Source organism: Bradyrhizobium sp., from assembly GCF_035935975.1.
Lineage (GTDB): Bacteria > Pseudomonadota > Alphaproteobacteria > Rhizobiales > Xanthobacteraceae > Bradyrhizobium.
The window spans coordinates 36,228-62,438 of sequence record NZ_DASYWN010000024.1 but is presented as its reverse complement, the minus strand read 5'-3'; the positions used below and the strand labels follow the sequence as shown (position 1 = coordinate 62,438).

At 64.2% G+C, this 26,211-nt stretch carries 24 protein-coding genes; 11 read left to right on the top strand and 13 right to left on the bottom strand.

Annotated elements, in window-relative coordinates:
- Positions 1-379 precede the first annotated feature (379 nt).
- The 5 genes from VGR99_RS12065 to VGR99_RS12045 all read right to left on the bottom strand — a co-directional run bounded on the left by VGR99_RS12065 (position 380) and on the right by VGR99_RS12045 (position 5,549).
- Positions 380-1,552, bottom strand: coding sequence for a fumarylacetoacetate hydrolase family protein (locus tag VGR99_RS12065; RefSeq protein ID WP_326898590.1), 1,173 nt, complete (start codon positions 1,550-1,552; stop codon positions 380-382).
- A 133-nt stretch (positions 1,553-1,685) separates the two neighbouring features.
- On the bottom strand, positions 1,686-2,663 hold the full coding sequence (locus VGR99_RS12060) for a HEAT repeat domain-containing protein (protein ID WP_326898589.1): 978 nt from the start codon (positions 2,661-2,663) through the stop codon (positions 1,686-1,688).
- Positions 2,664-2,665: 2 nt separating this feature from the next.
- Positions 2,666-2,899: a 4Fe-4S dicluster domain-containing protein gene (locus tag VGR99_RS12055; RefSeq protein WP_007593252.1), complete on the bottom strand. Its 234-nt coding sequence runs from the start codon at positions 2,897-2,899 to the stop codon at positions 2,666-2,668.
- 31 nt (positions 2,900-2,930) lie between these two features.
- Positions 2,931-4,673: a fumarate reductase/succinate dehydrogenase flavoprotein subunit gene (locus tag VGR99_RS12050; protein WP_326898588.1), complete on the bottom strand. Its 1,743-nt coding sequence runs from the start codon at positions 4,671-4,673 to the stop codon at positions 2,931-2,933.
- Between the two features lie 102 nt (positions 4,674-4,775).
- On the bottom strand, positions 4,776-5,549 hold the full coding sequence (locus tag VGR99_RS12045) for a ferredoxin--NADP reductase (RefSeq protein WP_326898587.1): 774 nt from the start codon (positions 5,547-5,549) through the stop codon (positions 4,776-4,778).
- 209 nt (positions 5,550-5,758) lie between these two features.
- Between VGR99_RS12045 and VGR99_RS12040 the strand changes: the two genes are divergently transcribed.
- From VGR99_RS12040 to VGR99_RS12020, 5 genes are all read left to right on the top strand, one after another.
- Entirely contained in the window at positions 5,759-6,055 is a 297-nt protein-coding gene (locus VGR99_RS12040; protein ID WP_326898851.1) for a DUF971 domain-containing protein, read from the top strand.
- A 252-nt stretch (positions 6,056-6,307) separates the two neighbouring features.
- Positions 6,308-7,078 (top strand): Crp/Fnr family transcriptional regulator, encoded by a 771-nt coding sequence (locus VGR99_RS12035; RefSeq protein ID WP_326898586.1) that lies wholly within the window; start codon positions 6,308-6,310, stop codon positions 7,076-7,078.
- 182 nt (positions 7,079-7,260) lie between these two features.
- Positions 7,261-8,682: an ABC transporter substrate-binding protein gene (locus VGR99_RS12030; RefSeq protein WP_326898585.1), complete on the top strand. Its 1,422-nt coding sequence runs from the start codon at positions 7,261-7,263 to the stop codon at positions 8,680-8,682.
- A complete protein-coding gene (locus VGR99_RS12025; RefSeq protein WP_326898584.1) occupies positions 8,679-9,584 on the top strand; it encodes an ABC transporter permease in 906 nt (301 codons plus the stop codon). Before VGR99_RS12030 ends, VGR99_RS12025 begins: the two co-directional genes overlap by 4 nt.
- Complete coding sequence (locus VGR99_RS12020; RefSeq protein WP_326898583.1) at positions 9,581-10,453, top strand: ABC transporter ATP-binding protein; 873 nt, start codon at positions 9,581-9,583, stop codon at positions 10,451-10,453. The genes VGR99_RS12025 and VGR99_RS12020 overlap by 4 nt, the downstream gene beginning before the upstream one ends.
- Positions 10,454-10,710: 257 nt before the next feature.
- Here the strand turns inward: VGR99_RS12020 and VGR99_RS12015 are convergent, their stop codons facing one another.
- The 7 genes from VGR99_RS12015 to VGR99_RS11985 all read right to left on the bottom strand — a co-directional run bounded on the left by VGR99_RS12015 (position 10,711) and on the right by VGR99_RS11985 (position 16,999).
- On the bottom strand, positions 10,711-11,769 hold the full coding sequence (locus VGR99_RS12015; RefSeq protein ID WP_326898582.1) for a YeiH family protein: 1,059 nt from the start codon (positions 11,767-11,769) through the stop codon (positions 10,711-10,713).
- Positions 11,770-11,880: 111 nt separating this feature from the next.
- On the bottom strand, positions 11,881-12,099 hold the full coding sequence (locus tag VGR99_RS12010) for a hypothetical protein (protein WP_211417564.1): 219 nt from the start codon (positions 12,097-12,099) through the stop codon (positions 11,881-11,883).
- A 163-nt stretch (positions 12,100-12,262) separates the two neighbouring features.
- Positions 12,263-12,976, bottom strand: coding sequence for an ABC transporter ATP-binding protein (locus VGR99_RS12005; RefSeq protein WP_326898581.1), 714 nt, complete (start codon positions 12,974-12,976; stop codon positions 12,263-12,265).
- The gene (locus VGR99_RS12000) at positions 12,973-13,728 is read right to left on the bottom strand and encodes an ABC transporter ATP-binding protein (RefSeq protein ID WP_326898580.1); all 756 of its coding nucleotides are present in this window, start codon (positions 13,726-13,728) and stop codon (positions 12,973-12,975) included. The genes VGR99_RS12005 and VGR99_RS12000 overlap by 4 nt, the downstream gene beginning before the upstream one ends.
- A 2-nt stretch (positions 13,729-13,730) precedes the next feature.
- Entirely contained in the window at positions 13,731-14,750 is a 1,020-nt protein-coding gene (locus VGR99_RS11995; protein WP_326898579.1) for a branched-chain amino acid ABC transporter permease, read from the bottom strand.
- Complete coding sequence (locus VGR99_RS11990; RefSeq protein ID WP_326898578.1) at positions 14,747-15,649, bottom strand: branched-chain amino acid ABC transporter permease; 903 nt, start codon at positions 15,647-15,649, stop codon at positions 14,747-14,749. The genes VGR99_RS11995 and VGR99_RS11990 overlap by 4 nt, the downstream gene beginning before the upstream one ends.
- A 90-nt stretch (positions 15,650-15,739) precedes the next feature.
- Positions 15,740-16,999, bottom strand: coding sequence for an ABC transporter substrate-binding protein (locus VGR99_RS11985; protein WP_326898577.1), 1,260 nt, complete (start codon positions 16,997-16,999; stop codon positions 15,740-15,742).
- Positions 17,000-17,168: 169 nt separating this feature from the next.
- On the opposite strand from VGR99_RS11985, the gene VGR99_RS11980 reads away from it, so the two are divergent.
- The 4 genes from VGR99_RS11980 to VGR99_RS11965 all read left to right on the top strand — a co-directional run bounded on the left by VGR99_RS11980 (position 17,169) and on the right by VGR99_RS11965 (position 22,013).
- The gene (locus VGR99_RS11980) at positions 17,169-18,662 is read left to right on the top strand and encodes an AMP-binding protein (protein WP_326898576.1); all 1,494 of its coding nucleotides are present in this window, start codon (positions 17,169-17,171) and stop codon (positions 18,660-18,662) included.
- Positions 18,659-19,294, top strand: a complete 636-nt coding sequence (locus tag VGR99_RS11975) for a TetR/AcrR family transcriptional regulator (protein ID WP_326898575.1) — start codon at positions 18,659-18,661, stop codon at positions 19,292-19,294. The genes VGR99_RS11980 and VGR99_RS11975 overlap by 4 nt, the downstream gene beginning before the upstream one ends.
- Positions 19,291-21,201 carry an NAD(P)/FAD-dependent oxidoreductase gene (locus VGR99_RS11970; protein WP_326898574.1) on the top strand — a complete coding sequence of 637 codons (1,911 nt, stop codon included), beginning with the start codon at positions 19,291-19,293 and terminating at the stop codon, positions 21,199-21,201. The genes VGR99_RS11975 and VGR99_RS11970 overlap by 4 nt, the downstream gene beginning before the upstream one ends.
- Positions 21,202-21,377: 176 nt before the next feature.
- Positions 21,378-22,013, top strand: coding sequence for a 2-hydroxychromene-2-carboxylate isomerase (locus VGR99_RS11965; protein WP_326898573.1), 636 nt, complete (start codon positions 21,378-21,380; stop codon positions 22,011-22,013).
- A 3-nt stretch (positions 22,014-22,016) separates the two neighbouring features.
- Here VGR99_RS11965 and ald read toward each other — a convergent pair whose 3' ends face one another.
- On the bottom strand, positions 22,017-23,132 hold the full coding sequence (gene ald, locus VGR99_RS11960; protein ID WP_326898572.1) for an alanine dehydrogenase: 1,116 nt from the start codon (positions 23,130-23,132) through the stop codon (positions 22,017-22,019).
- 141 nt (positions 23,133-23,273) lie between these two features.
- Between ald and VGR99_RS11955 the strand changes: the two genes are divergently transcribed.
- Together VGR99_RS11955 and VGR99_RS11950 are read left to right on the top strand one after the other, a co-directional pair.
- The gene (locus tag VGR99_RS11955) at positions 23,274-23,753 is read left to right on the top strand and encodes an Lrp/AsnC family transcriptional regulator (protein ID WP_326898571.1); all 480 of its coding nucleotides are present in this window, start codon (positions 23,274-23,276) and stop codon (positions 23,751-23,753) included.
- A gap of 97 nt (positions 23,754-23,850) precedes the next feature.
- Positions 23,851-26,208 (top strand): Orn/Lys/Arg decarboxylase N-terminal domain-containing protein, encoded by a 2,358-nt coding sequence (locus VGR99_RS11950; protein ID WP_326898570.1) that lies wholly within the window; start codon positions 23,851-23,853, stop codon positions 26,206-26,208.
- Positions 26,209-26,211: the final 3 nt, after the last annotated feature.

The window sequence follows — 26,211 nt, the reverse complement described above, 5'->3', positions numbered from 1 at the left end:
CAGGCGTGTCTCCCAAGTGTTATCTCGGGCGCCTATTGGTAGGATGGCACCCGCAGGCCGGCCTTTGCGGCGGCGGGAGGGACTATTTCACGGAAGTCTGGTTCCGTATAGTCATATTATTTTACTATTTAGGGGAATGGCGCGGACATCGGGGCTGGCGGCTGAGACGACACGCCAAGCGCGATTTTGTTCCAGAGATACAACGCGGGGATGAAGGAAAATTTATGGAGGTAGGCTGCCTCCACGTCATTGCGAGCGCAGCGAAGCAATCCAGACTGTCTCCGCGGAGGGACTCTGGATTGCTTCGCTGCGCTCGCAATGACGATGTGGAGAGAGCTCCACGTGTATCGGGCAGATCGACTCGTGGTGAGACGAAGCGCTAGATCAGCTTCCGTTGCGCGAGATTCTTCATCAGCGCGCCGATGCCGAACGTCCAGGGCTCGCACTCGTCACTGGTTCGCATGCGGTTGACCAGCTTGCCGAGCTGGGGGGCAGCAATCGTGACGATGTCGTCGCGCTTGTGGGTGAAACCCTGCCCCGGCGCGTCGCGATCCTTCACGGGCGCGAACATCGTGCCGAGGAACAGCACGAAACCATCGGGGTACTGATGCACCTTGCCGATGGTCTGCTCGACGAGGTCGGTCGGATCGCGGCTGATCTTGCTGATCGAGGAATGCCCGTCGAGCACGAAGCCGTCCGTGCCCTTCACGTTCAGGCTGATGTCCAGCTTGCGCGCATCGTCGAGCGTAAAACTGTCGTCGAACAGGCGCAGCAGCGGGCCGATCGAGCACGACGCGTTGTTGTCCTTCGCCTTCGACAGCAAGAGCGCCGAGCGGCCCTCGAAGTCGCGCAAATTCACGTCGTTACCGAGCGCGCCGCCGACGATCTTGCCGCGGCTCGACACGAACAGCACGAGCTCCGGCTCCGGATTGTTCCAGGTGGACTTCGGATGCAGGCCGGCATCCATGCCGGTGCCGACCGAGGACATGGTCGGCGCCTTGGTGAAGACCTCGGCGTCCGGACCGATGCCGACCTCGAGATACTGGCTCCAGGCATTCTGATCGATCAGCACCTGCTTCAGGTGCATGGCCTGGTCCGAGCCCGGCTTGAGCTTGGACAGATCGTCGCCGATCAGCCGCGTCACCTCTTTGCGGATCGCTTCGGCCGAGGCCGGATTGCCCTTGGCCCGTTCCTCGATCACGCGCTCCAGCATCGAGATCGCGAAAGTGACGCCGGCGGCCTTCAGGGTCTGGAGGTCGACCGGCGCAAGCAGCCAGGGCTTTTTGGGATCGCGCCCATCGGGCGCGGTGTTGGCAACGATGGCGTCGAGATCGCCGATGCGCTCGCCCTTGACCGCGGCCAGCGCCTTGGCCGGATTGTCCTCCTCGCAAAGCGCGCTGACGGTCGGAAACTTGGCGGTAACGTCGAACACGCCATCGCCGCGCACGGCGACCACGGCCGGACCATTGACCTGCGGCAGCCAGACGCGGCCGACGAGCGTTCCCCGCGTGCCGTCCTCGGGCAGAAGGTCCTTTACAGTCAATGTCGTCATGGCCGGCGTCCTCGCTGTTTCTTCGGGATCGGCCGCTTTCGCGGCGTCCGATCCCATTGGCGAAGACCAATAAACGTCTGGCGGACGAAGTCCAGAGCAGCCGCGAGGGGCCGCTATGCCCCTGCCCGCGCCCTTATGCTCCTGCTCGCGCTTTGCGGGCCGCGATCTGCTGCAGCGCCCAGCGCGCGTTCTTCCGAACATCCGGATCGGCATCGTCGGCGATGACGGCCAAAAATGCCTCGCCGTCGGGATGGGCGATCTCGCCGAGCGCGGCGGCGGCTTCTTTCCGCAAATTCGCCTGGTCGTGATTGATGCACTGGCCGATCGGCCGCACCGCGCGCTCGATCTTCATCTTGCCGAGGCTGCGGATCGCCTTCAGCCGCACCTGCCAGAACTCGTCACCGAGCGCGCCGACGAGCTGGTCGGCGGCGAGCGAGCCATTGACGTTGAGGCCGAGAGTCTCCGCCGCCATCTCGCGCACCATCCAGTCGGAATCTTTCAGTGCGCGCGTGATCGTCTCCGCCGCCGGCTTCATCTGCGAGAACGCCAGCGCACTCACGGCGGCGCGGCGCACATGGGCATCGGGATCGTTGATCAGCGCGGTCAGTGCGGGAATCGATTCCTCCAGCTTCAGGAAGCCGATCACGCCGATCGCCTGCACGCGCACCGCGGCGTCAGTATCCTGCAGCGCTTCCAGTGCCGGTTTCAGCGTGTCCTTGCTGCGCAATTCCTTCAGCGCGCGCAGCGCCCCCATGCGGACGAAGGCGTGGGCATGCTTGACCAGCGGCAGGATGATCCCGGCGCAGGCGGGATCCTTGAACTCGGCCATGCTGTCGGCCGCCGCCGCCGCGACGATCCTCTCGGGATCGACCAGCAGCTTGACCAGCGCGCTCGCAGCTTCCGGCCCGTCGAACTCGCCGAGCGCCATCGCGACCTGCTGGCGCACGCCGGCATCGGGATCGGCGACCATGTTGGCGAGATGCGCGACCGCCGCAGGATCGCCGGAATGGCCGAGGGCGATGATGGCGACACGGCGCTCGGCGGGATCGGCGGCCTGCAACCGCTCGTCGGCGTCTTCGAGGTCGTCGTAGGATTCGAACGGGCTCGACATGATCACCTCAACAGATAGGGAATGTTGACGGTGACGGCGCCGGTCGGGCAATCGGCCTCGCAGGGCATGCAGTACCAGCACTCGTCATAGGCCATGTAGGCCTTGTTGGTCATGTCGCTGATGCGCAGCACGTCGAGCGGACAGACGTCGACGCAGACGGTACAGCCCTTGTCCGCGATGCATTTGGCGTCGTCGACGACCACCGGAACCGATGTCTGATAGGAAGCGAGAGGCATTTCATGTCTCCTGTTGCGCTGGTGCGGTGGATCAGGCGGAGGCGCGGATGCGCTGCTTGTCGTAGAGGTCCTTTTCGTCGTCGGCGATCGGCACGACGTAGGGCTCGACCGCCCGCTTCTCGCTTGTCATCCTGCCGTTCTGCTTGGACAGCAGCGTGTGGCAGAACCAGTTCTCGTTGTCCTTCTCCGGGAAATCCGTGCGCCAGTGATAGAGGCCCCAGCGGCTCTCCTCGCGATAGAGCGAGGCATGCACCGCCATGTCGGCGCAATCCATGATCGACTGCACTTCGAGCGCACGCAGCAGCTCGTGCGCATTGCGCGCGATCATGCGCTCCTGCATGTCCTCCCGCGCCTCGGCGAGGCGGCGCATGCCGAGCTCGTATTTGCGCGTGACCTTCGGCGGCTGGAGATAGTCGTTGACGAGACGGCGGGTCTTGTACTCGACCTGGTTGGGCGGAATGCCGTCCTCGCGCTTGGTCGGCGCCAGCACGCGATCGCGCTCCTTGGCGACATCGGCGGCGTCAAACTCCGCGAAGTCATGGCTGTCAGCGAACTCCATCGCGTCGATGCCGGCAACCGAGCCGTTGGTGAAGGCGCCGAGCATGTAATTGTGCGGCACGCTCGCCATGTCGCCGGCGGCATAGAGGCCGGGCACGGTGGTGCGGGCATTGTCGTCGACGAACACGCCGGAAGCGCTGTGGCCGGAGCAGAAGCCGATCTCGGAGATGTGCATCTCGATCGAGTCGTTGCGGTAGTCGACGCCACGCCCCTGCTGGAACAGGCCGCGCGTCGGACGCTCGACCTTGTGCAGCGTGGATTCGATCTCGGAGATGGTGTCGGGGTGGAGATGCTTGAGCTGGAGGAACACCGGGCCCTTGCCTGACAGCAGCTCGTTGTAGAACTCCAGCATCATCTGGCCGGACCAGTAGTCGCATTCGATGAAGCGCGAGCCTTCATTGTTGGCCGTAAAGGCGCCGAAGGGACCGGCGACATAGGCGCAGGCCGGGCCGTTATAGTCCTTGATCAGCGGATTGATCTGGTAGCATTCGAGGTTCGCGAGCGCCGCGCCGGCGTGATAGGCCATCGCATAGCCGTCGCCGGAATTGGCGGCGTTCTCGTAGGTGCCGAACATGTAGCCGGAGGTCGGCAGGCCCAGGCGGCCGGCGGCGCCCATGCAGAGGATCACGGCCTTGGCCTTGATCACCAGGATCTCGGCAGTGCGGGTGTTGACGCTGATCGCGCCGGCGATGCGGCCGTCGGACGATTTCAGCAGCCGCGTCGCCATGTAGCGGTTGGAGATCAGGATGCGGGCGCGGCGGAGCTGGCGATAAAGCGCCTTCTTCACGGTCTCGCCGTTCGGCATCGGCAGAACGTAGGTACCGATGTGGTGCACCTTCTTGACGGCATAATCGCCGTTCTCGTTCTTCAGGAAGCGGATCCCGAAACTGTCGAGCTCCTCGATGATCTCAAAGCAGTTCTGCGCGTATTTATAGACCGCCTTCTGGTCGACGATGCCGTCGTTGGCGATGGTGATTTCCTTGGTGTACTGCTCCGGCGTCGCATAGCCCGGGATGACGGCATTGTTCAGCCCGTCCATGCCCATCGAGATCGCGCCGGAGCGCTTGACGTTGGCCTTTTCGAGCAGGACGACGTTGGCCTTCGGGTTCTTCAGCTTCGCCTTCAGTGCCGCCATCGGGCCGGCCGTGCCGCCGCCGATCACCAGCACATCGCAGGAAACCTCCGAAAGTCCGTCGACGATCTGATCTAGTGCCATCGCTTGCTCCTGGTTCGCCGATCCCCGGCGCCTTTGCATCAGATTTGTTCAGGTGGCCTTCCGGCGATAGCAATTAGTTGTCGCCGGACCACGATTTGCGCCTCAGCGCTCGACGAAGGCCTTTTCGATGACGAAATGGCCGGGCTGGCTGTGGTTGCCCTCGACGAAGCCGCGCGCGGCGAACATCGCGTGCAGCTCCTCCAGCATCGCCGGGCTGCCGCACAGCATGATGCGGTCGGTCTCGATATCGAGTCCTGTCAACCCGATGTCGTCGAACAGCTGGTTCGAGGCGATCAGATCGGTGATGCGGCCGCGGTTCCGGAACGGCTCGCGGGTGACGGTCGGGTAATAGACCAGCTTGTCGCGGATCAGGGGTCCGAAGAACTCGTGATTGCGCAGGCCGTCGACGACGTGCTCGCCATAGGCCAGTTCCGAAACCTGCCGGCAGCCATGGGCGAGCACGATGGTCTCGTAATTCTCGTAGACGTCGGGGTCCTTGATCAGGCTCGCGAACGGCGCAAGCCCCGTGCCGGTCGAGAGCAGCAGCAGGCGTTTTCCCGGAATGAGGTTGCCGGTGATCAGCGTGCCCGTCGCCTTGCGGCCGACCAGGATGATGTCGCCTTCCCTGATCTTCTGCAGGCGCGAGGTCAGCGGGCCGTCCTGCACCTTGATCGAGAAGAATTCGAGCGCCTCCTCGTGATTGGCGCTCGCCATACTGTAGGCCCGCATCAACGGCTTGCCCTCGACCTCGAGGCCGATCATCGCGAACTGGCCGTTCTGGAAGCGGAAGCCGGGATCTCGCGTCGCGGTGAAGCTGAACAGGGATTCGGTCCAGTGACGAACCGACAAAACCGTTTCCTTCTGAAATGCGCTCATCCGACGTCTCTCCGTGCTTGCTGTCGGTTGCAAGGTTTTCGGAGAGACGGGATTCCGGCAACGCGGAACTGAAATTCCCGGTCGATTAGTTTCACATTTCGCGGGCGGTGACCGAAGATGAGGCAGCGCGAATGCGCCACGCCGGCAATTAGTTGCTATTCGCGCGCGCCCGCGCGAGCGTAGAAGGAAGTCGGAGGTTCGTCATGACCATGACCCTGGTGGCACCGACCGTGGCCGACTATGAGGCCAGCGCCGATCTCGCGACGCTCCTCGTCCGCACCACGGAGGACGACACGCTGAGCCTGCCTGCGGAGACACTCCGTCTCTCCTGCAAATGCGCCCACTGCACCCGCGCCCGCTTCGACGGGCGCTTCCCTCAAGCGTTTCCGGGCATTGCGATCACCGAGATCGGTGATCTCGGTTATGGGCTGAACATCTCGTTTTCGGATGGGCATAACAGGGGGATTTATCCCAAGCCGTATTTGCTGAGCCTGGCGGGGCGGTAGATCAACGCAGTCTCGCGGTTCGCACGACTGCGGCCCCAAACTCCGCCGTCATTCCCCGCGAAAGCGGGGAATCCAGTACGCCGCAGCCTCTCCTTATCCCACTGAAGTCTCTGGAATACTGGATCGCCCGCCTGCGCGGGCGATGACAGCTGAGTAAATGGCGGGGGCGTGCCACAAGCTAGCCGCGAGCAACCCCATCTGGCACGGACATTGCTCCTCTTTAGAACGATTTGAACGTTCCGGAGGCGGCTCATGTTGCAGGCGGCGAATGCGGGTCGCGGGGCTCCCCCGGCTGTCCGGCCTGCGGGCAGTTCCTCGCTGCTGCTCACCGAGAACCAGCAATGGATCGGCGGACCGCCGCCGCTGATGGACAAGCTCTCGCCGCGCGAGCGCGAGCTGGTGCTGAAGCAGGGCCGGCGCAAGGTGCTCAATCGCGGCCAGACACTGTTCAGCCAGGGCGGCAAGCATGACGGCATCTGGCTGATCGAGAGCGGCCGCATCCGGGTGTTCTACACCTCGCCGCTCGGCCGCGAGATCACGCTGGCCTATTGGCATGTCGGCAATTTCGTCGGCGGTCCCGAAGTGTTCGAAGGCACCGTGCATCAATGGTCCGGTGTCGCATCCAGCAATTGCAGCGTGGTGCACCTGCCCGGAAAGGAACTGCGGTCGCTTGCCGCAGAGATCCCGAACCTCGCGATCGGCCTCATTGAAGGCCTCACCTTCAAGGGCAAATGCTACTCGGCGCTGGCGCAGATGCTGGGGACGCGCTCGATCACCCAGCGCCTTGCGCATCTGCTGTTGCACCTCGTCGAGCTCTACGGCGTCGAGGACGCCGACGGCACCGTGATCGCAGCCGCCTTCACCCACGCCGACATCGCCCACATGGTCGGCGCGACCCGGCAATGGGTCACGATCAGCCTGAAGCGGATGCAGGAGAAGGGAATCGTCTTGACCAAGCGGTCGCAGATCGTGGTCTGCCGGACCGACGTGCTGGAGGAGATGCGCGGTCACGCCTCCGACTAACGAAAATTTGCGACCAGGGACGGTGCACAGGCAAGCGGCTTTATAGTGCAGGACTGCCCAAGGAGTATGCAATCAGCTTTTCCCGGCAACTAATCGACTGCGGTCATCATTCCGGATTTGCCCTGCCGGTGCCCTCACCCAATCATGGCAACCACAGCACATCCAACCGAATGAGGATGAGAATGGTCCGCCATCTTCCCACGCTCTCGATCGCGATGTCAGTGACGTCGCTGGCGCTTCTAACCGCGCAGCCGGCCTTGGCGGAAACCGTCACGCTTGGCATCGGCACGCAGGACACCACGACCAACACGGTGACCGCCGGCGTCGTCATCCGCCAGCTCCATCTCCTCGAAAAGTACCTGCCCAAGGACGGCAAATACGCCAACATCAAGTTCGAGCTGGAGTGGCAGAATTTTACGTCCGGGCCGCCCGTCACCAACGCGATGATGGCGAACAAGCTGCAGATCGGCATGATGGGCGACTATCCGCTGATCGTGAACGGCTTCACCTTCGAGAGCAATCCGGAGAGCAAGAGTCGGCTGATCGGCATCGCCGCCTACAGCCTGTCCGGCTCCGGCAACGGCCTCGTCGTCCACAAGGACTCACCCTATTACGATCTCGCCGATCTCAAGGGCAAGCTCGTCAGCGTGCCCTTCGGCTCGGCCGCGCACGGCATGGTGCTGAAGGCGATGCAGGATCGCGGCTATCCCGCGGACTTCTTCCAGCTCGTCAGCCAGAGCCCGGAGGTCGGCTCGACCAACCTCCAGGAGAAGAAGATCGACGCGCATGCGGACTTCGTGCCCTTCGCCGAGCTGCTGCCCTTCCGCGGCTTTGCGCGAAAAATCTTCGACGGCGTCGAGACCAACCTGCCGACCTTCCACGGCATCGTCGTCCGCACCGACTTCGCCGAGAAATATCCCGAGGTCGTCGTCGCCTACTTCAAGGCGCTGATCGCCGCCAACCAATGGCTGCGCGACGATCCCAAGCTTGCCGCCGAAAAGATCCAGGAATGGACCGGCATCAACAAGGAAGTCGTCTACATCTTCCTCGGTCCCAGCGGCAACATGACCACCGATCCCACCGTCAAGCCCGCGCTGATCGAAGCGGCAACGACCGACGTCAAGGTACTGCAGAACCTCGGCCGCATGAAGGAGTTCGATCCGAAGAAATGGGTCGACGACAGCTACATCCGCAAGGCCTATGCCGAGATGAAGCTAGACTACGACGCGCAGCTCGGTAGCACCAAGAATTACGAGATCTCCGGCGAAGACGCTTTCTGCAAGAAGCCGATCGCCGATCCGCGCAAGGCCGGCGAGGTCTGGGTCGACGAAACAGGCATCATGCCGTTCTCGTCCGCAAGCTGCACGCTCGGCGCCTACGCCGACTTCAAGGCCAAGGGCAAGAAGATCAACGTCGCCTATGTCTTCGACACCACGCGCGGCATCAAGCTGTTCGCCGACCAGGCCTTCTTCGCGGTCGGCAATGGCGAGGTCGCCCCGTTCCTGCTGAAGAAGGACGCGGAAGCCTATGCCGCCAAGATCAGCGGCAAGGTGCTCGGCTTCGACGACGCGGTGAAGGCGGCGGTCGGCGGAGGCAAGACGTGAGCAGTCCCGCCCTCGTCAGACATCCCGAGGACAGCATGCCGGCAATTGCAGAGGCGGGCCCGGTGCCCGCCGTCACCCCGCCCGCAACACCTCCCACTTTCGGCACGCTCGCGCTGCGCTGGTACCGGCTCAACCAGGGCCGGCTGCGCGCCACCGCGATCGGCATCATCTCACTGCTCGCCTTCCTGCTGGTCTGGCACCTGCTCACGACCTATCGCGTCGTGTTCTTCGTGCGCTTCACCAACGTGCCCTCGCCGCTCGCGGTCTATGCGAGCTTCACCAAGGCGATCCACGATCCCAAATTCCTGATGCACATCCTGCTGAGCTGCCGGCGCATCTTCTTCGGCTTCTCGCTGGCAGCCATCGTCGGCGTGCCGCTCGGCCTGATCATGGGCCGCTTCAAGCTGGTGCATGAGATCATCTTCCCGGTCGCGGAAGTGCTGCGGCCGATCCCGGCGATCGCCTGGGTACCGATGGCGATCATGCTGTGGCCGACCAACGAGCAGAGCATCGTCTTCATCACCTTCCTCGGCGCGTTCTTTCCGATCCTGGTCAATACGCTGCACGGCATGTCGCTGGTCGATCCCGTGCTGGTGCGCGCCGCGCAATGTCTCGGCGCCCGCGAGCGCTCGATCTTCCGCGAAGTGTATTTTCCGGCCTCGCTGCCGCACATCTTCACCGGCCTCACCGTCGGCATGGGTGTGGCCTGGGTGTCGCTGATCGCGGCCGAGATGATCTCCGGTCAGTACGGCATCGGCTATTTCACCTGGGAGGCCTATTCGCTGGTCCAGTATGCCGACATCGCGCTCGGCATGATCGCGATCGGCGTGCTCGGGCTCGGATCGAGCCTGCTGATCCGCGGCGCGGGACAATTGGTGATGCCGTGGAGGTCGACGAGATGAGCGAGATTCTGGCAAGCGAGCCGAAAGGCCATATCGAGGTCAGAAACTTCTCCCTCAGCTATGACAGCATCGAGGGGCCGGTTCAGGCCGTCACCGACACGCAGATCCACGTCAAGCCCGGCGAGTTCGTCTCGATCGTCGGCCCCTCCGGCTGCGGAAAATCGACGCTGCTCAATGCGGTCGCGGGCTTTCTCAAGCCGACCACCGGGATCGTCACCGTCGACGGCGAGCGCGTGAATGGCCCCAGCGCCGAGCGCGGCATGGTGTTCCAGCAATATTCGCTGTTTCCCTGGAAAACGGTGCGCGAGAATGTCGAGTTCGGCCTGAAGATGCGCGGCATGCCCCGCTCGCAGCGCGAGCGCGCCGCGCGCACGCTGCTCGGGCTTGCCGGTCTCGAGGCCTTCGAAAAGCACTATCCGGAAAAGCTCTCCGGCGGCATGAAGCAACGCGTCGGCATCGTCCGCGCGCTCGCGACGGGACCGAAGGTGCTGCTGCTGGACGAGCCGTTCGGCGCGCTCGACGCGCAGACGCGCGTCATCATGCAGCAGATCCTCACCAACATGTGGCAGCGGCTGAAGATCTCGGTGCTGTTCGTCACCCACGACATCGACGAGGCGATCTTCCTGTCCGACCGCGTCTATTGCATGACGGCGCGTCCGGGCTCGATCAAGGCGGAAATCCCTATCCCGCTGGAGCGGCCACGGCAGCAAGCGATGATGATGTCGTCGGAGTTTCTTGCGCTCCGCCGTGGGTTGATGTCGCTGATCCGCGAGGAAAGCCTGAAGGCGATGGGCGGCGAGATCAACGACATGGGCATGCAGGGGCTGAACATCGAGCTGCACGGCCATTCGCTGGCGGATGTAATCTAGTCGACGCTTGCGCTGCTAATTCCCTTCTCCCCTTGCGGGAGAAGGTGGCGCGCGTAGCGCGACGGATGAGGGGTATCCATCCGCGCGCACGTATTAAGAGGGTCACTCGCGGAGAGAACCCCTCATCCCCGGCGCCATAGCCGAAGCTTCGCTTCGGCGTTCTTGAGAACGGCGGCCAGAGGCCGCCTATGCCACCTTCTCCCACAAGGGGAGAAGGAAGAGGAGGCGATAGCGTCTCCTACGGGAGCTCGGCGTCCTTACTTGAACCAATGCACCAAGGCGATGCTGATCCCGAGCAGCAGCATCAGCGACAGCGTCACCGCTGCCGTCACCCGTCCCCCGACATTGGCGAGCACGCGGACGTCGACGCCGAGGCCGAGCGCGGCCATCGAGACCACCGTGAGGAAGCTGGTGATCTTCGTCACCGGCCCCACCACCGTGACAGGCACGATCTCCAGCGATCGCAGTGTCGCCAGCGCGAGGAAGCCGAGGATGAACCACGGGACCAGGCGGAAGAAGCCGACATTGGACTTCTTGGCGCCGGTCTGCCAGCGCGAGGCGACCAGCGACAGGCCGACGACGACCGGCCCGAGCATCAAGACGCGCATCAGTTTTACAAGCGTGCCGATCTGCGTCGAGATCAGGCCGGCCGGGACCGTGGCAGCAAGCACCTGCGGCACGGCGTAGACGGTCAGGCCGGCGAGGATGCCGTATTGCGTGGCGGACAGTTGCAGCAGCGGGATCAGCAGCGGCAGGCCCAGCACCATCATCACGCCCAGGATGGCGGTGAAAGAGATCGAGGACGCGATCTCGTCGCTGTTGGCGCCGATGATCGGCGCCACGGCTGCGATGGCCGAATTACCGCAGATGGAATTCCCGCAGGCGATCAGGATCGAGAGGCGTGTGGACAGGCCGAGCATCCGGCTGAGGCCGAAGGAGACGCAGAGCGCGATCACGACGACCGCGGCGATCGATGCCAGCAGCGCGATGCCCGAGGCGGCAATGGCGGCGAAGCTGATCGAGGCCCCCAGCAGCATGACCGCGACTTCGAGGAGCTGCTTGGCGCTGAAGGCGATGCCGGCCTGCCAGCGCGGCGCCGGTTTCCAGAAGCTGCGCAGCGCCATGCCGAGCAGGATCGCCATCACCAGCGCCTCGACATAGGGATGCTCGAAAACGCCGAGTTCCGCCCGCTCCAGCAGGGCCGAGACGCCGGCGACCAGGACGCAAAGGAGAATGCCGGGAATCAGCGCCACGACGCGGCTAATAGCAGTGGTCGGCTTGGCGTCGGCCGGGCTGGATGCTTGATTCTGCGACACAAATCTCTCCCAGAGGAGAAAGATTTATACGCACGACGATCCGATTGGGGAATAAGTTTTCGGCATATCAGGGCCGAGAGAAGTTCCGTCCTCGACCCGGAATAATCGCCCTCAGAAGATCAAGCTCTTGGCCAGCGAGGCGACGCGGCTGAAGCCGTCATAAACGCCGGGCTCAAAGAACGCCGCACGGGCGAGCACGATGCCCGCGACCAGCGACCAGAACACCGTGGTGCCGGCCCGCAGCAGCAGCTTTGAGGCGCGCGATTTCGGCTGGGTGTCCGTTGCGGACACCAGCTGCTCGCCGAAGGGCTCAAATCCAGTGCGTTCCATGGCCGTCAATCCATCAAATTGTGAATGGAATGTCGTCGTTTCGGGCCTAAACAGCAATGGAAGCGATTGGCGTTTTTGCCCCCTCGGAGGGAAACTCCTTCCGTAGGGCACCCCTCGGGCAATGGTTTTCTTCTTCCGACCTACTTGGACACCGGTACCCTGCCTAAAGGGCCAGATAACGCCGCCGAATCCCCTCATTGGCCTTCAGCTCGTCGATTCCGGCGGCATAGACGATCTGGCCCTTGTCGATGACCGTGGCGTGGCTCGCCAGCCCCAGGCAGAAATGCATGTTCTGCTCGGCGATCAACACGGTCGAGCCGAGCTGGCGGAGCTGGCGCAGCAGCTCGCCGATCCGCTGCACGATGATCGGCGCGAGCCCTTCGCTCGGCTCGTCCAGCAGCAGCAGCGCCGGATTGCCCATCAGCGTGCGCGCGATCGCCAGCATCTGCTGCTCGCCGCCCGACAGGCGCCCGGCGATGCGGTGGCGCAGCGGCTCCAGCAGCGGGAAGACCTCATAGATGCGCTTGATCGGCCATTCGTCCTGGCCCTCCGGCCCCTTCTTGCGCCCGATGACGAGGTTGTCCTCGACCGTGTGCTCCGGAAAGATCTGGCGATCCTCCGGCACGAAGCCGAGGCCGGCGCGCGCGATATGGTGCGGCTTTCGGCCAGAGATCACCGCGCCGCGCAGGCTGACCTTGCCGCGCCGCGGCGGCGCCAGCCCCATGATCGCTTTCATCGTCGTCGACTTGCCGGCACCGTTGCGCCCGAGCAGCGCCATGGTCTCGCCTTGCCGCACCGACAGGCCGACGCCGAACAGGATCTGGCTGGTGCCGTAATAGACGTCGAGATCGGCGACTTCGATGACGGCGGCGCTCATGCGGCAGCCCCCGCATGCTCGGTGCCGAGATAGGCGTCGATCACGGCGCTGTTGTTGCGGATCTCGTCGGGCGTGCCGGTCGCGAGGATGCGGCCATAGCAGAGCACGACGATCTTTGGCGCGATCTTGAACACGATGTCCATGTCGTGCTCGATGAAGACGACCGTGATCTTCTGGGTCTCCCAGAGCTCGCGCACCTTGTCGATCATGCGCCAGCGCTCTTCCGGGCCCATGCCGGCGGTGGGCTCGTCCAGCAGCAGCACCTTGGGTTCGAGCACCAGCGCAAGCGCGATATCGAGCAGCTTCTGGTCGCCATGCGAGAGTGTCGATGCTGTGCGGTTGCGCTTGCTCGCAAGGCCCAGCAGCTCCATCACATGCTCGGCGCGATCGCGTGTCTCCGGCAAGGGAAAGCGCTTGTGCAGCACCGCGGACGAGCGCTGGTCGGCGCTGACGGCGGCCAGCATGGTCTCCTGCACCGTTAGCGATTTGAAGATGCTGGCGACCTGGAAGGCCCGGCCGATGCCGTGGCGCACGATCTCCGGCGGCGAGCGACCGGCGAGATCGACGCTGTCGAGCAGGACCTGGCCGGAATCCGGCCTCAGGGCGCCGGTGATGAGGTTGAAGAAGGTGCTTTTTCCCGCGCCGTTCGGGCCGATCACGGCGGTGAGCGAGCCGTCGGGGAAATCGAGCGAGACGCCGTTGGTCGCTTTCACGCCGCCGAAGGATCTTGCAAGGTTGCGGATCTCAAGCATGGCTAGCGCCCCTCGCCTGCGTCGCGCCGGTGTGCGTACCATTCGGCGACGAAATCGAGCAGACCTTTGCGCAGGCCGAGCGCGAAGAACAGGATGACCACGCCGAGCACGATGCCGTGATATTCGGTGAAGCGCGTCACGGTGTCGTTGAGCAGCAGCAGCAGCACGGTGCCGACCATCGGACCCAAAAAGGTCGAGACGCCGCCGAGCATGTTGATGAAGATGCCCTCGCCCGAGATGGTCCAGTAGGCGAACTCCGGATACGCGCCGGAGACGAACAGCGCCATCACCATGCCGCCCATCGACGCGAACAGCGCCGCCAGCACGAACACGGTCAGCTTGGTGCGCCAGACGTCGATGCCGAGAAAGCTCGCGCGCGCGGCGTTATCGCGGATCATGCGCAGCGTGTAGCCGAACGGCGATTGCGCGATCTGGCGCATCGCCAGCAGGCCGAGGACCAGCAGCGCGCAGCTCGCGATGTAGAGATGGACATGATTGGCGAGATCGATGCCGAGGAACACCGGGCGCGGAATGCCGCCGCGCAGGCCCTGGTCGCCGCCGGTGAAGGATGCCCAGGACAGGATGGTCGAGTGGATCAGCATCTGGAAGGCCAGCGTGACGAAGGCGAAATAGATCTCCTTCAGCCGCACGCAGATCGCGCCGATGACGGCGGCGATCACCGCGGTGATCGCCAGCGTCGCGACGAAGGCGACCGGAATGGGCACGCCGAGCTTCTGCATGATCAGGCCGAAGCTGTAGGCGCCAAGGCCGAAGAACATGCCGTGGCCGAACGAGGTCAGGCCGGTGTAACCGACCAGCAGATTGAGCGAGGTCGCGAACAGGCCATAGGCCGAGCAGCGGATGACGAAATCGAGCAACGCCTTGCTGCCCGTGAACAGCGGCAGGCTCGCCAGCACGGCGAAGGCAATCAGCGCGATCAGCACGTCACGGTAACGGTGAAGCGCCGCGCCGCTTCGCACCGGCGCCAGCCTCTCGGCGCGTCCGGCCTCGAGCTCGGTCATGCCGCCTCCTTGCCGAACAGGCCGGTTGGCTTGGAGACCAGCACGATAACCATGAACAGGTACATCAGGCCTTCCGTGAACAGGGGAAAGCCGAGCGAGCCGAAGGACCTGATAAGGCCGAGCAGCAGCGCGCCGATCAGCGCGCCCAGGATCGAGCCCATGCCACCGATCACGGTGACGATGAAGGATTCGATCAGCACCGAGAATCCCATCCCCGGCGTCAGCGAGCGCACCGGCGCCGCCAGCGCACCGGCGAGGCCCGCCAGCATGCCGCCGAGCGCAAATACGCCGCCATAGATCAGGCCGGTGTTGATGCCGAGCGCGGAGACCATGCCGGGATTATGCGCGGCGGCGCGGATCACCTTGCCGATGCGGCTGCGGGAAAGCCCGATGCCGAGCACGACGGCTGCGACAAGTGCGACGCCGATCAGCAGCAGGTAATAAGGCGGCACCACGCCGCCCGCGATGAACAGCGGCATCACCTGGAACGCGGACGGCATGCCCATCGACTTGAATTCGGGTCCCCAGATCAAGCGCACGACATCGTCGAAGATCAGGACGAAGGCGTAGCAGACGAGAAGCTGCATCAGGACGTCGGCACCATAGACGCGGCTCATGAAGACGCGCTCGAAGATCAGGCCTAGAATGGCGGTGCCGGCCGCGCCCGCCAGCATCGCGAGCGCAAAGCTGCCGGTGAGCTGATAGGCCGTCATCGCGAAATAGGCGCCGAACATGTAGAAGGCGCCGTGGCTGAAATTGACGACCTTCAGCACGCCGAAGATCAGCGTGAGCCCCACAGCCACCAGGAACAGCAGCATGCCGATGATGAGGCCGCTGGTGGTTTGCGTCACCAGACAGGCGGAGCTAGTGAGGCAGCCGGCAAGCGCATCGAGATCCACGGAAGCACTTTCATTGTCGTGCGCCAGAAGCGGCGCGGAGAACGAAACGAAGATGGCGGAGACGGTCGCCCGTCCCCGCCCTGCGCGCGATCAGGTGTAACCCTTGCTCTTCTTCCACTCGGCCTCGAGCTCGAAGATGGTCTTCCAGTCGCCGGCCTTCACCTCGGGCACGTAAGGCTCCTGCGGGATCGTGGTGCCCCAGCCGATGGCGTAGCCGACCAGCGTGTGGTCATCGCCGCGCATCGTCACGGTGCCGTCGGCGCCGAACGGGCACTTGATAGTGAGGCCCTTCAGCACTTCCGCGATCTTCTTGCCGTCGGTCGAGTTCGCCTTCTTCGCGGCTTCGCTGAGGAACATCACCGCGGTCGCGTTCTGCCACGACCAGTTGGTCGGATACTCGTTGTACTTGGCCTTGTAGGCATCGCCCCAGGCGGCGTTCTCCGGGGTGGTCGGGAACGTCTTGATGTAGCGGTTGCCCGAGTGGATGCCCTTGGGCAGGTTCTTCACCACGGTGAGCGCGGTGTAGTCGGCCATGTTGACCGCGAACACCTCCATCTGGGTGAACATCGCGTAGATGTTGGCCTGGTCGATGTAGGAGGTGAGATCGCCGCCCCACAGGCACGAGTACAGCGCCTGCGGCTTGGCCTGCAGGATCTTCGTCACGACCTCGGTGTAGTCGGGCTGGAACAGCTTTGGCCAGGACTCGCTGATGATCTCGACGTCGGGCGCGAAACGCTTCAGGTACAGCGTGAACTCGCCGGTGGTGTCGCGGCCATAGGCGTAGTCGGGCGAACAGGTCGCCCACTTCTTCAGGCCCTTGGCCTTGGCGATCGAGGCGGCGTAGCTGCCGCCGACGATGGAATCGTGGATGCCTTGCCGGACGCAGCGGAATGCGTTCGGGATGTGCTGCTTGGGATCGGCGGTGAGCGAGGACGCCTCCGAGCAGGTGTGGACGCAGAGCACGCCGAGATCGCGCGCCACTTCATGCACCGCGAACGATCCGGACGAGGCCTCGCCGTCGATCAGCCATTCGCAGCCGTCGGTGTTGACGAGTTCGCGCGCGACGCGGGCAGCTTCCTGCGGCTGGCCCTTGGAGTCGCGGATCACCATCTCGATCTGCCGGCCGGCAAGACCGCCGGCGGCGTTGACCTTGTCGACCTCGAGCATCACCGCATTGCGCGAGGACGTACCGAGCTGCGCAACGCGGCCCGACAAAATCGTCGGCATGCCGATCTTGATGGTCTTGGCTTGGGCGCGCGCCACCCACGGCGCGGCAACACTCATCGCACCGGCGCCCATCAGCGCCAGCGTTGAACGGCGGCTGATGCCCGGCGTGCGGGTTCTCGTCATTTTCCCCTCCCTCTTTCGGGTCGGCGTTCCAGTCCCTTGTCGGAGATCGTCTCGTCTCCGTGTTCCCAACAATTTCAGAGGCAGGGGGTGACGTCAAGACAAACATGAATTATGAGTCATCATTCACAACGGGAGGAAACGAGGCCGCCAATCGGCCCGAAACCGCGGAATGATCAACCTTTCGAGCTTCATCGGCTTCCATGCCCGGCGAACGCCGGACCGGCCCGCGCTGAAATACCGCGGCGAGGAGATCTGCTACGCCGCGTTCGATGCGCGCATTCGCACCACCGCCGGCTGGCTCGCGTCGCAGGGCATCGGTGCCGGCGATGTCGTGGCGGTGCTGATGAAGAACAGCGCGGCGTTTCTGGAGCTGGTGTTTGCGACCAGCCATCTCGGCGCGGTGTTCCTGCCGATCAATTTTCGCCTCTCGCGCGACGAGGTCGGCTACATCGCCGGCAATGCCGGCGCGCGGCTGTTGATCGTCGATGAGGAATTGGCTGCGAACGCGGCCGGCGCGAAGATCGTCGTACTGAACGACGCTGCGCAGCTGAGCATCACGCAACTCGCGAGCGACGCCGAGCCCGTGCCGATGCATGCGCGCGCACCGTCCGACCTGATGCGGCTGATGTACACCTCGGGCACGACCGACCGGCCCAAGGGCGTGATGCTCTCTTACGATAATTTCTACTGGAAGTCGGCCGACCAGACGATCGCGCTCGGCCTCAGCGCCGACACGCGCCTCCTCGTCGTCGGCCCGCTCTATCATGTCGGCGCGCTCGACCTGCCGGGCATCGCCGTGCTCTGGCATGGCGGCTTCATCCGCATCGAGCGCAATTTCGAGCCGGAGACCGCGCTTGAGGCGATTGCGGAAGACAAGCTCAACGCCGCCTGGTTCGCGCCTGTCATGACCACCGCGATGCTCACCTGCCCCACGCGCGATCGCTACGACGTCTCCAGCCTGACATGGGCGATCGGCGGCGGCGAGAAGACGCCGGAAGTCCGCATCCGCGCCTTCGCCGACTACTTCCGCAATGCGCGCTATATCGACGCCTATGGCCTCACCGAGACCGTCGGCGGCGACACCTTTATGGAAGCCGGGCGCGAGATCGAGAAGATCGGCTCGACCGGGCGCGCCATCGTCCATGTCGAGATCGAGATCCGCGACGAGGACGGCAAGACGCTGCCGCCGAACGTCAATGGCGAGATCTGCCTGCGCGGACCGAAAATTACGCGCGGCTATTGGAAGGATCCGGAGAAGACGGCGTCGGCCTTCTTCGGCGACTGGTTCCGCAGCGGCGATGTCGGCTATCTCGACAACGAAGGCTTTCTGTACCTGACCGACCGCAAGAAGGACATGATCATCTCCGGCGGCGAGAACATCGCCTCCTCCGAGGTCGAGCGCGTCATCTACGATCTGCCTGAAGTGCGCGAGGTCGCGGTGATCGGCCTGCGCGATGCGCGCTGGGGCGAGCGTCCCGTCGCCATCGTCGTGCTGGCGGAAGGCGCGAGCCTCGCGCTCCCTGCCCTCACCGAACATTGCCGAGCCCGACTGGCGAGCTTCAAGGTGCCGAAAGAGCTGATCATCCGGGACAGCCTCCCCCGCAATCCCAGTGGCAAGATCCTCAAGCGCGTGCTGCGCGCCGAGCTGGAGACGTCTGAATGAATCAAGCGAGCGCCAAGGTGACCAAGCTGAACCGCGTCGAGCGCAATGCCTGGACCAAGCAAAAGATCTTCGACGCCGCGACGAAAGTCGTCGGCAAGCACGGCTATGCCGAAGCCTCCGTCGCCCGCATCACCGAGGAGGCCGGCGTCGCCCAGGGCACCTTCTACAATCATTTCGAGAACCGCCAGGAGCTGCTGGACCAGCTCCTGCCGAAGATCGGTCTCGACATGGTCGAGTTCATCCGCGCCCGCACCGGCACCGCGGATGCCGCGCGGCAGGAGATTTCGCGCTTCTCCGCCTTCTTTGACTTCATCCGCGAAGTCCCGGAGTTCCTGCGCATCCTCAACGAGGCCGAGTTCTTCGCACCCACCGGCTACCAGAAGCATCTCGACAACATCTCGGTCGCCTATGTCCGCATCTTGCGCCGTGCGCGCGCGGCGGGCGCGATTCACGATTACAGCGACGAGGAGTTCGAAGCCATCGTCCACATGCTGATGGGCTCGCGCGGCTATCTCAGCCGCCGCTACTCCTATTCGGAAGGCGGCGTCACCGCCGTGCCCGACCACGTCATCTCCGCCTACCGCAAGCTGATGACGCGCGGCCTCTTCAGTGCATCCGGGGACCAGTCATGAACATCGCACCTTCGCATAAGCCGCTCGACCTCGCATCGGCGATTGCCGAAGCCGACATCCGCTGCCTGCTGATGGTGCTGGTGCACATGACCGGTGACGAGAAATGGCTCGAACCGCCCTACCTGCCCAAGCGCGACATCCGCCTCATCCCCGACCCTGAAGCCGGCGTGCCCCGGGAGATCCAGGACGAGATCCGCGCCGCGGTGGTGAGGCTGTTTGCCGACGGCACACCCAAGCCCGTCATCACCGATCCCGGCGAGGAGCTGCTGCTCAGGATGATGCGCGCCTGCCTCGGTGAGAACGTCACGCCGGAATATGCGCCGCTGATGCGCGAGGAGATGGGTTTTGTGTCGCGCGAGGCGCGTTGGACCAAGCTGCCCTCGGATGAGAAGCTTGCCGCGCAGCATGTCCTGATCGTCGGCGCCGGTGTCTGCGCCATCGCGCTCGGCGTGGCGCTCGGCCATCTCGGCATCCCCTACACCATCGTCGAGAAGAATACCGAGCTCGGCGGCACCTGGTGGATCAACCGCTATCCCGGCTGCGGCGTCGACACCCCGAACCACTCCTATTCCTACTCGTTCGGCTCGGGCAATGCGTGGACCCGTTATTTCTGCCAGCGCGAGGAGCTGCTCGGCTATCTCCTGAAAGTTGCCGAGGAATACGGCATCCGCAAGCATTTGCGCGTCAACACCGAGCTGACCTCGTCGCGCTGGGACGAAGCCAAGCGGCGCTGGATCTCGACGCTGAAGACGAAGGATGGCGAAGAGACCTTCGAATCCACAGCGCTGGTCTCGGCCATTGGCCAGCTCAACGATCCCTCGCGCGCGCGCTTCAAGGGCGAGGAGAATTTCAAGGGAACGATCCTGCACTCGGCGCTGTGGTCCGGCGACATCAATGTCGACGGCAAGCATGTCGCCGTGATCGGCACCGGCGCGACCTCGATGCAGTTGGTGCCGACGATCGCCGGACGCGTTGCCTCCGTCACGGTGTATCAGCGCAGCGCGCAATGGGCGCGGCCGGTGAAGGGCTATTCCGATCCAATTACCGAGGGCGCGCGCTGGCTGCTCGCGCACCTGCCGTTCTATGTGCAGTGGTATCGCTTCAACATGTTCTGGCGCTACGGCGACGGCCTGCTGCCGTTCTTGCGCAAGGACCCAACCTGGCCGCACCCCGAGCGCGCCGTCAACAAGGGCAACGACCGGCATCGCCAGGAGCTGACTGATTTCATCCAGTCCGAATTGCAAGGCCGGCCGGACCTGATCGAGAAATGCGTGCCGACCTATCCGCCCTACGGCAAGCGCATCCTGCTCGACAACAACTGGTTCAAGACGCTGACGCGCGACAATGTCGAGCTCGTCACCGACACGATCGACCATTTCGACGCAGGCGGCATCGTCACCGCCGACGGCAAGCACCGTCCCGCCGACATCATCGTCGTCGCGACCGGCTTCAAGGTCACCGAGATGGCCGCACGCCTCAACATCAGAGGCCGCGACGGCAAGAATTTGCGCGAGGCCTGGGCCAACGACAATCCGACCGCGTTCCTCGGCCTCACCGTGCCCGACTTTCCCAACTTCTTCTGCATGCTCGGCCCCAACTCCGGTCCCGCCCATGGCGGCAGCGTCATCTTCCAGTCGGAATGCCAGAGCCGCTATATCTCCGCCTGCCTCGCCGGCATGATCGAGCACGACGTCGCCGCCATCGACGTCCGCCCGGACGTGCTCGACGACTACGTCCGCAAGGTCGACGCCGAGCACGAGGCCATGATCTGGACCCACCCGGGCATGAGCACCTACTACCGCAACGCCAGCGGCCGCGTGTTTTCGGCGATGCCCTGGCGCTTCGTGGACTATTGGCGCATGACCCATGACCCGGATTTGGGGCAGTACAGGCTGACGAAGGCTTAACTCCTTCGTCGACGAGGACTTGATGTCGATTTAGGCTACACTCTCACCACACCGTCATTGCGAGCGTAGCGAAGCAATCCAGAATCTTTCCTCGGAGACACCCTGGATTGCTTCGCTTCGCTCGCAATGACGGGACTTGCGGTAAGCAGCGCCGCACATCCGAAAGGACGCCTGCCATGCCCAAGCCGATCGTCCGCGTCTACACCGACTACAAAAGCCCCTACGCGTTCGTGGCCAACAAGCGCCTGTTCGAGCTCGAAGAGACCCACGGCGTCGCGCTGGAATGGCTCCCCTACACGCTGCGCATCGCCGAGTTCATGGGGAAGGTCGAGGAGCGCACGCCGCATTTCTGGCGCAAGGTGCGCTACCTCTATATGGACGCACGGCGTTACGCCAATGCGCAAGGGCTCGTCATGAAGGGACCGCGACGGATCTACGACGCCTTCTATTCCAGCGCCGGCATGCTGTTCGCACAGGCCAACGGGTTCTTCCGCCCCTACCACGACACGGTGTTCCGCAAATTCTGGAGCCATGAGCTGGAGATCGACGACCTCGCCGCCATCACGGAGGTCATCACCGCATGCGGCGGCTCGGCCAGCGCATTCGAAGCCTATGTCAACGGCCCTGCCCGTGCCGAGCATGACCGCATCATCGACGAGGCCGAGACGCTCGGCGTTTTCGGCGTTCCCACCATGGTCTTCAACGGCGAGCTGTTCTGGGGCGGCGACCGCATCGACATGCTGATCGAGCGCATCGAGAAGCCCGAGACAGTCGCGGCTGCGCTCGGCAGCCGCCATCGCAAGCCGGCATGAGAGTTACGCCGCCAGCCCACTATCGACCGGTGCAAACTCCAGCCCGAGGCTCTCCGCTACCGCCTTGTTGGTGATGCGGCCGCGATGCACGTTGAGGCCGTTGCGCAAATGCGGGTTCTCCAGCACCGCGGCAAAGCCCTTGTTGGCAAGCATCAGGCCGAACGGCAGCGTCGCGTTGTTCAGCGCCTGGCTCGACGTCACCGGTACCGCGCCCGGCATGTTGGCCACGCAATAATGCACGATGCCGTCGACCTCGTAGGTCGGGTCCGTGTGCGTGGTCGGGTGCGAGGTCTCGAAGCAGCCGCCCTGGTCGATGGCGACGTCGACCAGCACGGCGCCGGGCCGCATCGATGCGAGCATCGCGCGCGTGACGAGCTTTGGCGCGCTGGCGCCCGGCACCAGCACCGCGCCGATGACGACGTCGGCATTGAACACCTCGTCCTCGACGGACTCGATCGTGGAGAAGCGGGTGCGCACGCGTCCGACAAAGATATCATCGAGCTCGCGCAGCCTTGGGATGGAGCGATCAATCACGGTGACCTCGGCGCCAAGGCCGGCCGCCATGCGTGCCGCCTGCATTCCCACCACGCCGCCGCCGAGCACGACGAGCCGCGCCGGCTGCACGCCGGGCACGCCGCCGAGCAGCAGCCCGCGGCCGCCGGCCGATCGCCTGAGCGCGGCGCCGGCCGCCTCGATGGCGAGGCGGCCGGCGACTTCGCTCATCGGCGCGAGCAGGGGGAGGTGGCCAGCCGCGTCGGTGACGGTTTCATAGGCGATCGCCGTACAACCGGAAGCGAGCAGTCCCTTGGCTTGTTCGGGATCCGGCGCAAGATGCAGGTAAGTAAACAGGATCTGGCTGTCCCGGAGCTGGGCCCACTCGCCCTTCTGCGGCTCCTTCACCTTCACGATCATGTCGGACCTGTCAAAGATGTCGCGCGCAGTCGCAGCAATGGAGGCCCCTGCCCGCTGATACACCTCGTCGGACGCGCCGATGCCGCTGCCTGCGCCGGTCTCGACCGTCACCTCATGCCCGGCCGCGACATATTCGCGGACGGCGCCCGGGGTGAGCCCGACGCGATATTCCTGGACCTTGATCTCCTTGGGCACACCGACGCGCATCTCGAGCTCCTACCAACGGATTGATTCCGGTGTTGATGGTAGCGAGGGGGCTGGTTTGGTTTCGTGCAAATATCCGCTAGTTTCTGACTTGGCGCGCCGGTTTCCGGCGCGGAAATGATCTTTCACGCTGGAAACAAAACATTGGCCCTCGACCGGAAAGATCTCGCTATCCTCGCGGAACTCACCACCAATGCGCGGGCCAGCCACACCGAGCTCGCCAACAAGGTCGGACTGTCCAGCACCGCGCTGGCGCGGCGGCAGAAGGCGCTGGAGGACGACGGCTACATCCAGGCCTACCAGGCCGCGCTCGACCTGACGCAATTCGGCCTCACCACGACCGTGCTGGTGCGCATCGCGCTGGAAAGCCAGAGCGACGAAGCGCTGAAGGCGTTCGAGGCGGAGGTGGTGAAATGCCCCTCGGTGGTGCGCTGCTTCCTGATGTCGGGAACCGACGACTATATCCTGATCGTGCTCGCCCGCGACATCCAGGATTTCGAGCGCATCCACCGCACCGAGCTGTCGCGGCTACCCCGCGTCGCACGGGTGCAATCGAGCTTCGCGCTGCGCGAGATCGTCAACCGCGCGGTGCCGACGGTGGTGTTTGGCGAAGGCAAGCGGTAGCGCACCCTACTCTCTCCCCTTGTCTCTATCCCTACCGTCATAGAACTGTCATCAAATGTGCCGAGACGTGTCAGTCTCCGCATATTCGGGACAGCCAATGGATTATTTCAAGCGCTTCAACTTCCTGTTCGCCGCACCGGTGTTTGACGCCGATGATCTCGAGGGCATCCGCTTCAACCAGATCGTCGAGGAGATCCAGCGCTCCGGCTTCGAGGTGGTCCGGGCCCGCAAGCTGGAAGATGCCGAGATCGCAGTGCAGACCGATGCCGCGATCGGCTGCATGGTGGTGGACTGGGGCAAGAAGGGCCTCGAAGGCAAGACCTCCGCGCTGATCAATCTGATGCGGCGCCGGGGCCTCGACTTCCCGATCATCCTCTTGATCCGGCGCAAGCGCTTCGAGGATCTGCCGGTCGAGGTGCTCGACTTCATCGACGGCTATGTCTTCCTGTCGGAGGAGACGCCGACCTTCATCGCCAAGAATTTGATCAGCCGCCTCAAGCAATATGCCGAAACGCTGAAGACGCCGTTCTTCGGCGCGCTGGTCGATTATGCCGAGGAAGGCAACCAGCTCTGGACCTGCCCGGGTCACAATGGCGGCGTGTTCTACAACCGCAGCCCGATCGGCCGGGTCTTCGTCGAGCATCTCGGCGAATCCGTGTTCCGCGACGATCTCGACAATTCCGTGCTCGATCTCGGCGACCTCCTCACCCATGAGGGCCCGGCGCTGAAGGCGCAGAAGGAGGCCGCGCAGATCTTCGGCGCGGAAAAGACCTATTTCGTGCTCAACGGCACCTCGACCTCGAACAAGGTCGCGCTCGGCGCGCTCGTCACCGATGGCGACCTCGTGCTGTTCGACCGCAACAACCACAAGGCCGCTCACCATGGCGCGCTGATGATCAACGGCGGCATCCCGGTCTACGTGCCCACCATCCGCAACGCCTGGGGCCTGATCGGCCCGATGCGCTGGGACGTGCTCGACGAGAAGGCCCTGCGCGAGGCGATCCGCAACCATCCGCTGGTCACGGACAAGGAGGCCTGGCGCAAGGAGCGGCCGTTCCGCGTCGCCGTGGTCGAGCAGTGCACCTATGACGGCTCGATCCACAGCGCCGAAATGATCCTGAAGCGCATCGGCCATCTCTGCGAATACATCCTGTTCGACGAGGCCTGGGCGGGCTTCATGAAGTTCCATCCGCTTTATGCCGGCCGCTTCGCCATGGGCCTGACCAATCTTCCGCCGGAAGCGCCGGGCATCATCGCGACGCAATCGACCCACAAGCAGCTCGCGAGCTTCTCCCAGGCCTCCCAGATCCACATCAAGGACCGCCACATCCGCGGCCAGAAGCGCCGCGTCGAGCATCGCCGCTTCAACGAAAGCTTCATGCAGCACGCCTCGACGTCGCCGTTCTATCCGCTGTTCGCCTCGCTCGACGTCGGCGCGCAGATGATGAAGGGCCGCTCCGGTGAAGTGCTGTGGGACGATACGATCCGCCTCGGCATCGAGCTGCGCAAGAAGATCCGCGCCATGCGCCGGGAGTTCGAGGAGAAGGAGCAGAACCCGGACCGGCGCTGGTTCTTCGAGCCCTTCGTTCCGGATCGCGTCGCCATTCCCGATGTCAGCCGCCCGGGCGCCGCGCACAATGTCGCCTGGGAAACGCTCTCCACCGACGAGCTCGCGACCAATCCCGCACTGTGGCAGCTCTCGCCGGACACCAACTGGCACGGCTTCCCCGGTCTGGCGGAAGGTTTTGCCATGACGGATCCGAACAAGCTGACGCTGCTCACGCCCGGCTTCGACCGCGCCACCGGCGCCTATGCCGAGCACGGCATCCCCGCCCCCGTCGTCGCGCAGTACCTGCGCGAGAACCGCATTGTCCCCGAGAAGAACGACCTCAACTCCCTGCTCTTCCTGCTCACGCCCGGCGTCGAGGCGAGCAAGGCCGGCACGCTGATCTCCGGCCTCGTCGCGTTCAAGCGATTGCACGACGACAATGCGCTGCTGGCCGACGTGATCCCGGAGTTCTACCAGCGGCGACAGGCGCGCTATGCCGGCGTGCGGCTGCGCGACCTCTGCGGCGAGATGCACCGCTTCTTCCGCGCCGCCGATGTCAGTGGCCTCCAGGCCCGGCAGTTTATGCCCGAGCATATGCCCGAGATTGCGATGTCGCCGCGCGACGCGGCCCGCTTCCTCTTCAAGAACGACGTCGATTATCTGCCGATCGAGGCGATCGCCGGCCGCATCGCCACCACGCCCTTCGTGGTCTATCCGCCAGGGATCGCCACCATCGTGCCCGGCGAGCGGCTGACGGAACGGGCCAAGCCCATGGTGGATTACCTCAAGATGTTCGAGACCTGCTTCAACACGTTCCCGGGTTTCGATGTGGAAATCCAGGGCGTCTACAAGGAGATCGATGCACAGGGCCGCATCGGGCTCTATACTTACGTCGTTGCCGAGTAGGTG

Excerpts from the sequence above, each read along its gene's own strand:
- VGR99_RS12065 (WP_326898590.1), bottom strand. The coding sequence starts at position 1,552 with ATGACGACATTGACTGTAAAGGACCTTCTGCCCGAGGACGGCACGCGG.
- VGR99_RS12060 (WP_326898589.1), bottom strand. The coding sequence starts at position 2,663 with ATGTCGAGCCCGTTCGAATCCTACGACGACCTCGAAGACGCCGACGAG.
- VGR99_RS12055 (WP_007593252.1), bottom strand. The coding sequence starts at position 2,899 with ATGCCTCTCGCTTCCTATCAGACATCGGTTCCGGTGGTCGTCGACGAC.
- VGR99_RS12050 (WP_326898588.1), bottom strand. The coding sequence starts at position 4,673 with ATGGCACTAGATCAGATCGTCGACGGACTTTCGGAGGTTTCCTGCGAT.
- VGR99_RS12045 (WP_326898587.1), bottom strand. The coding sequence starts at position 5,549 with ATGAGCGCATTTCAGAAGGAAACGGTTTTGTCGGTTCGTCACTGGACC.
- VGR99_RS12040 (WP_326898851.1), top strand. The coding sequence starts at position 5,759 with ATGACCCTGGTGGCACCGACCGTGGCCGACTATGAGGCCAGCGCCGAT.
- VGR99_RS12035 (WP_326898586.1), top strand. The coding sequence starts at position 6,308 with ATGTTGCAGGCGGCGAATGCGGGTCGCGGGGCTCCCCCGGCTGTCCGG.
- VGR99_RS12030 (WP_326898585.1), top strand. The coding sequence starts at position 7,261 with ATGGTCCGCCATCTTCCCACGCTCTCGATCGCGATGTCAGTGACGTCG.
- VGR99_RS12020 (WP_326898583.1), top strand. The coding sequence starts at position 9,581 with ATGAGCGAGATTCTGGCAAGCGAGCCGAAAGGCCATATCGAGGTCAGA.
- VGR99_RS12010 (WP_211417564.1), bottom strand. The coding sequence starts at position 12,099 with ATGGAACGCACTGGATTTGAGCCCTTCGGCGAGCAGCTGGTGTCCGCA.
- VGR99_RS12005 (WP_326898581.1), bottom strand. The coding sequence starts at position 12,976 with ATGAGCGCCGCCGTCATCGAAGTCGCCGATCTCGACGTCTATTACGGC.
- VGR99_RS12000 (WP_326898580.1), bottom strand. The coding sequence starts at position 13,728 with ATGCTTGAGATCCGCAACCTTGCAAGATCCTTCGGCGGCGTGAAAGCG.
- VGR99_RS11995 (WP_326898579.1), bottom strand. The coding sequence starts at position 14,750 with ATGACCGAGCTCGAGGCCGGACGCGCCGAGAGGCTGGCGCCGGTGCGA.
- VGR99_RS11985 (WP_326898577.1), bottom strand. The coding sequence starts at position 16,999 with ATGACGAGAACCCGCACGCCGGGCATCAGCCGCCGTTCAACGCTGGCG.
- VGR99_RS11980 (WP_326898576.1), top strand. The coding sequence starts at position 17,169 with ATGATCAACCTTTCGAGCTTCATCGGCTTCCATGCCCGGCGAACGCCG.
- VGR99_RS11975 (WP_326898575.1), top strand. The coding sequence starts at position 18,659 with ATGAATCAAGCGAGCGCCAAGGTGACCAAGCTGAACCGCGTCGAGCGC.
- VGR99_RS11970 (WP_326898574.1), top strand. The coding sequence starts at position 19,291 with ATGAACATCGCACCTTCGCATAAGCCGCTCGACCTCGCATCGGCGATT.
- VGR99_RS11965 (WP_326898573.1), top strand. The coding sequence starts at position 21,378 with ATGCCCAAGCCGATCGTCCGCGTCTACACCGACTACAAAAGCCCCTAC.
- ald (WP_326898572.1), bottom strand. The coding sequence starts at position 23,132 with ATGCGCGTCGGTGTGCCCAAGGAGATCAAGGTCCAGGAATATCGCGTC.
- VGR99_RS11950 (WP_326898570.1), top strand. The coding sequence starts at position 23,851 with ATGGATTATTTCAAGCGCTTCAACTTCCTGTTCGCCGCACCGGTGTTT.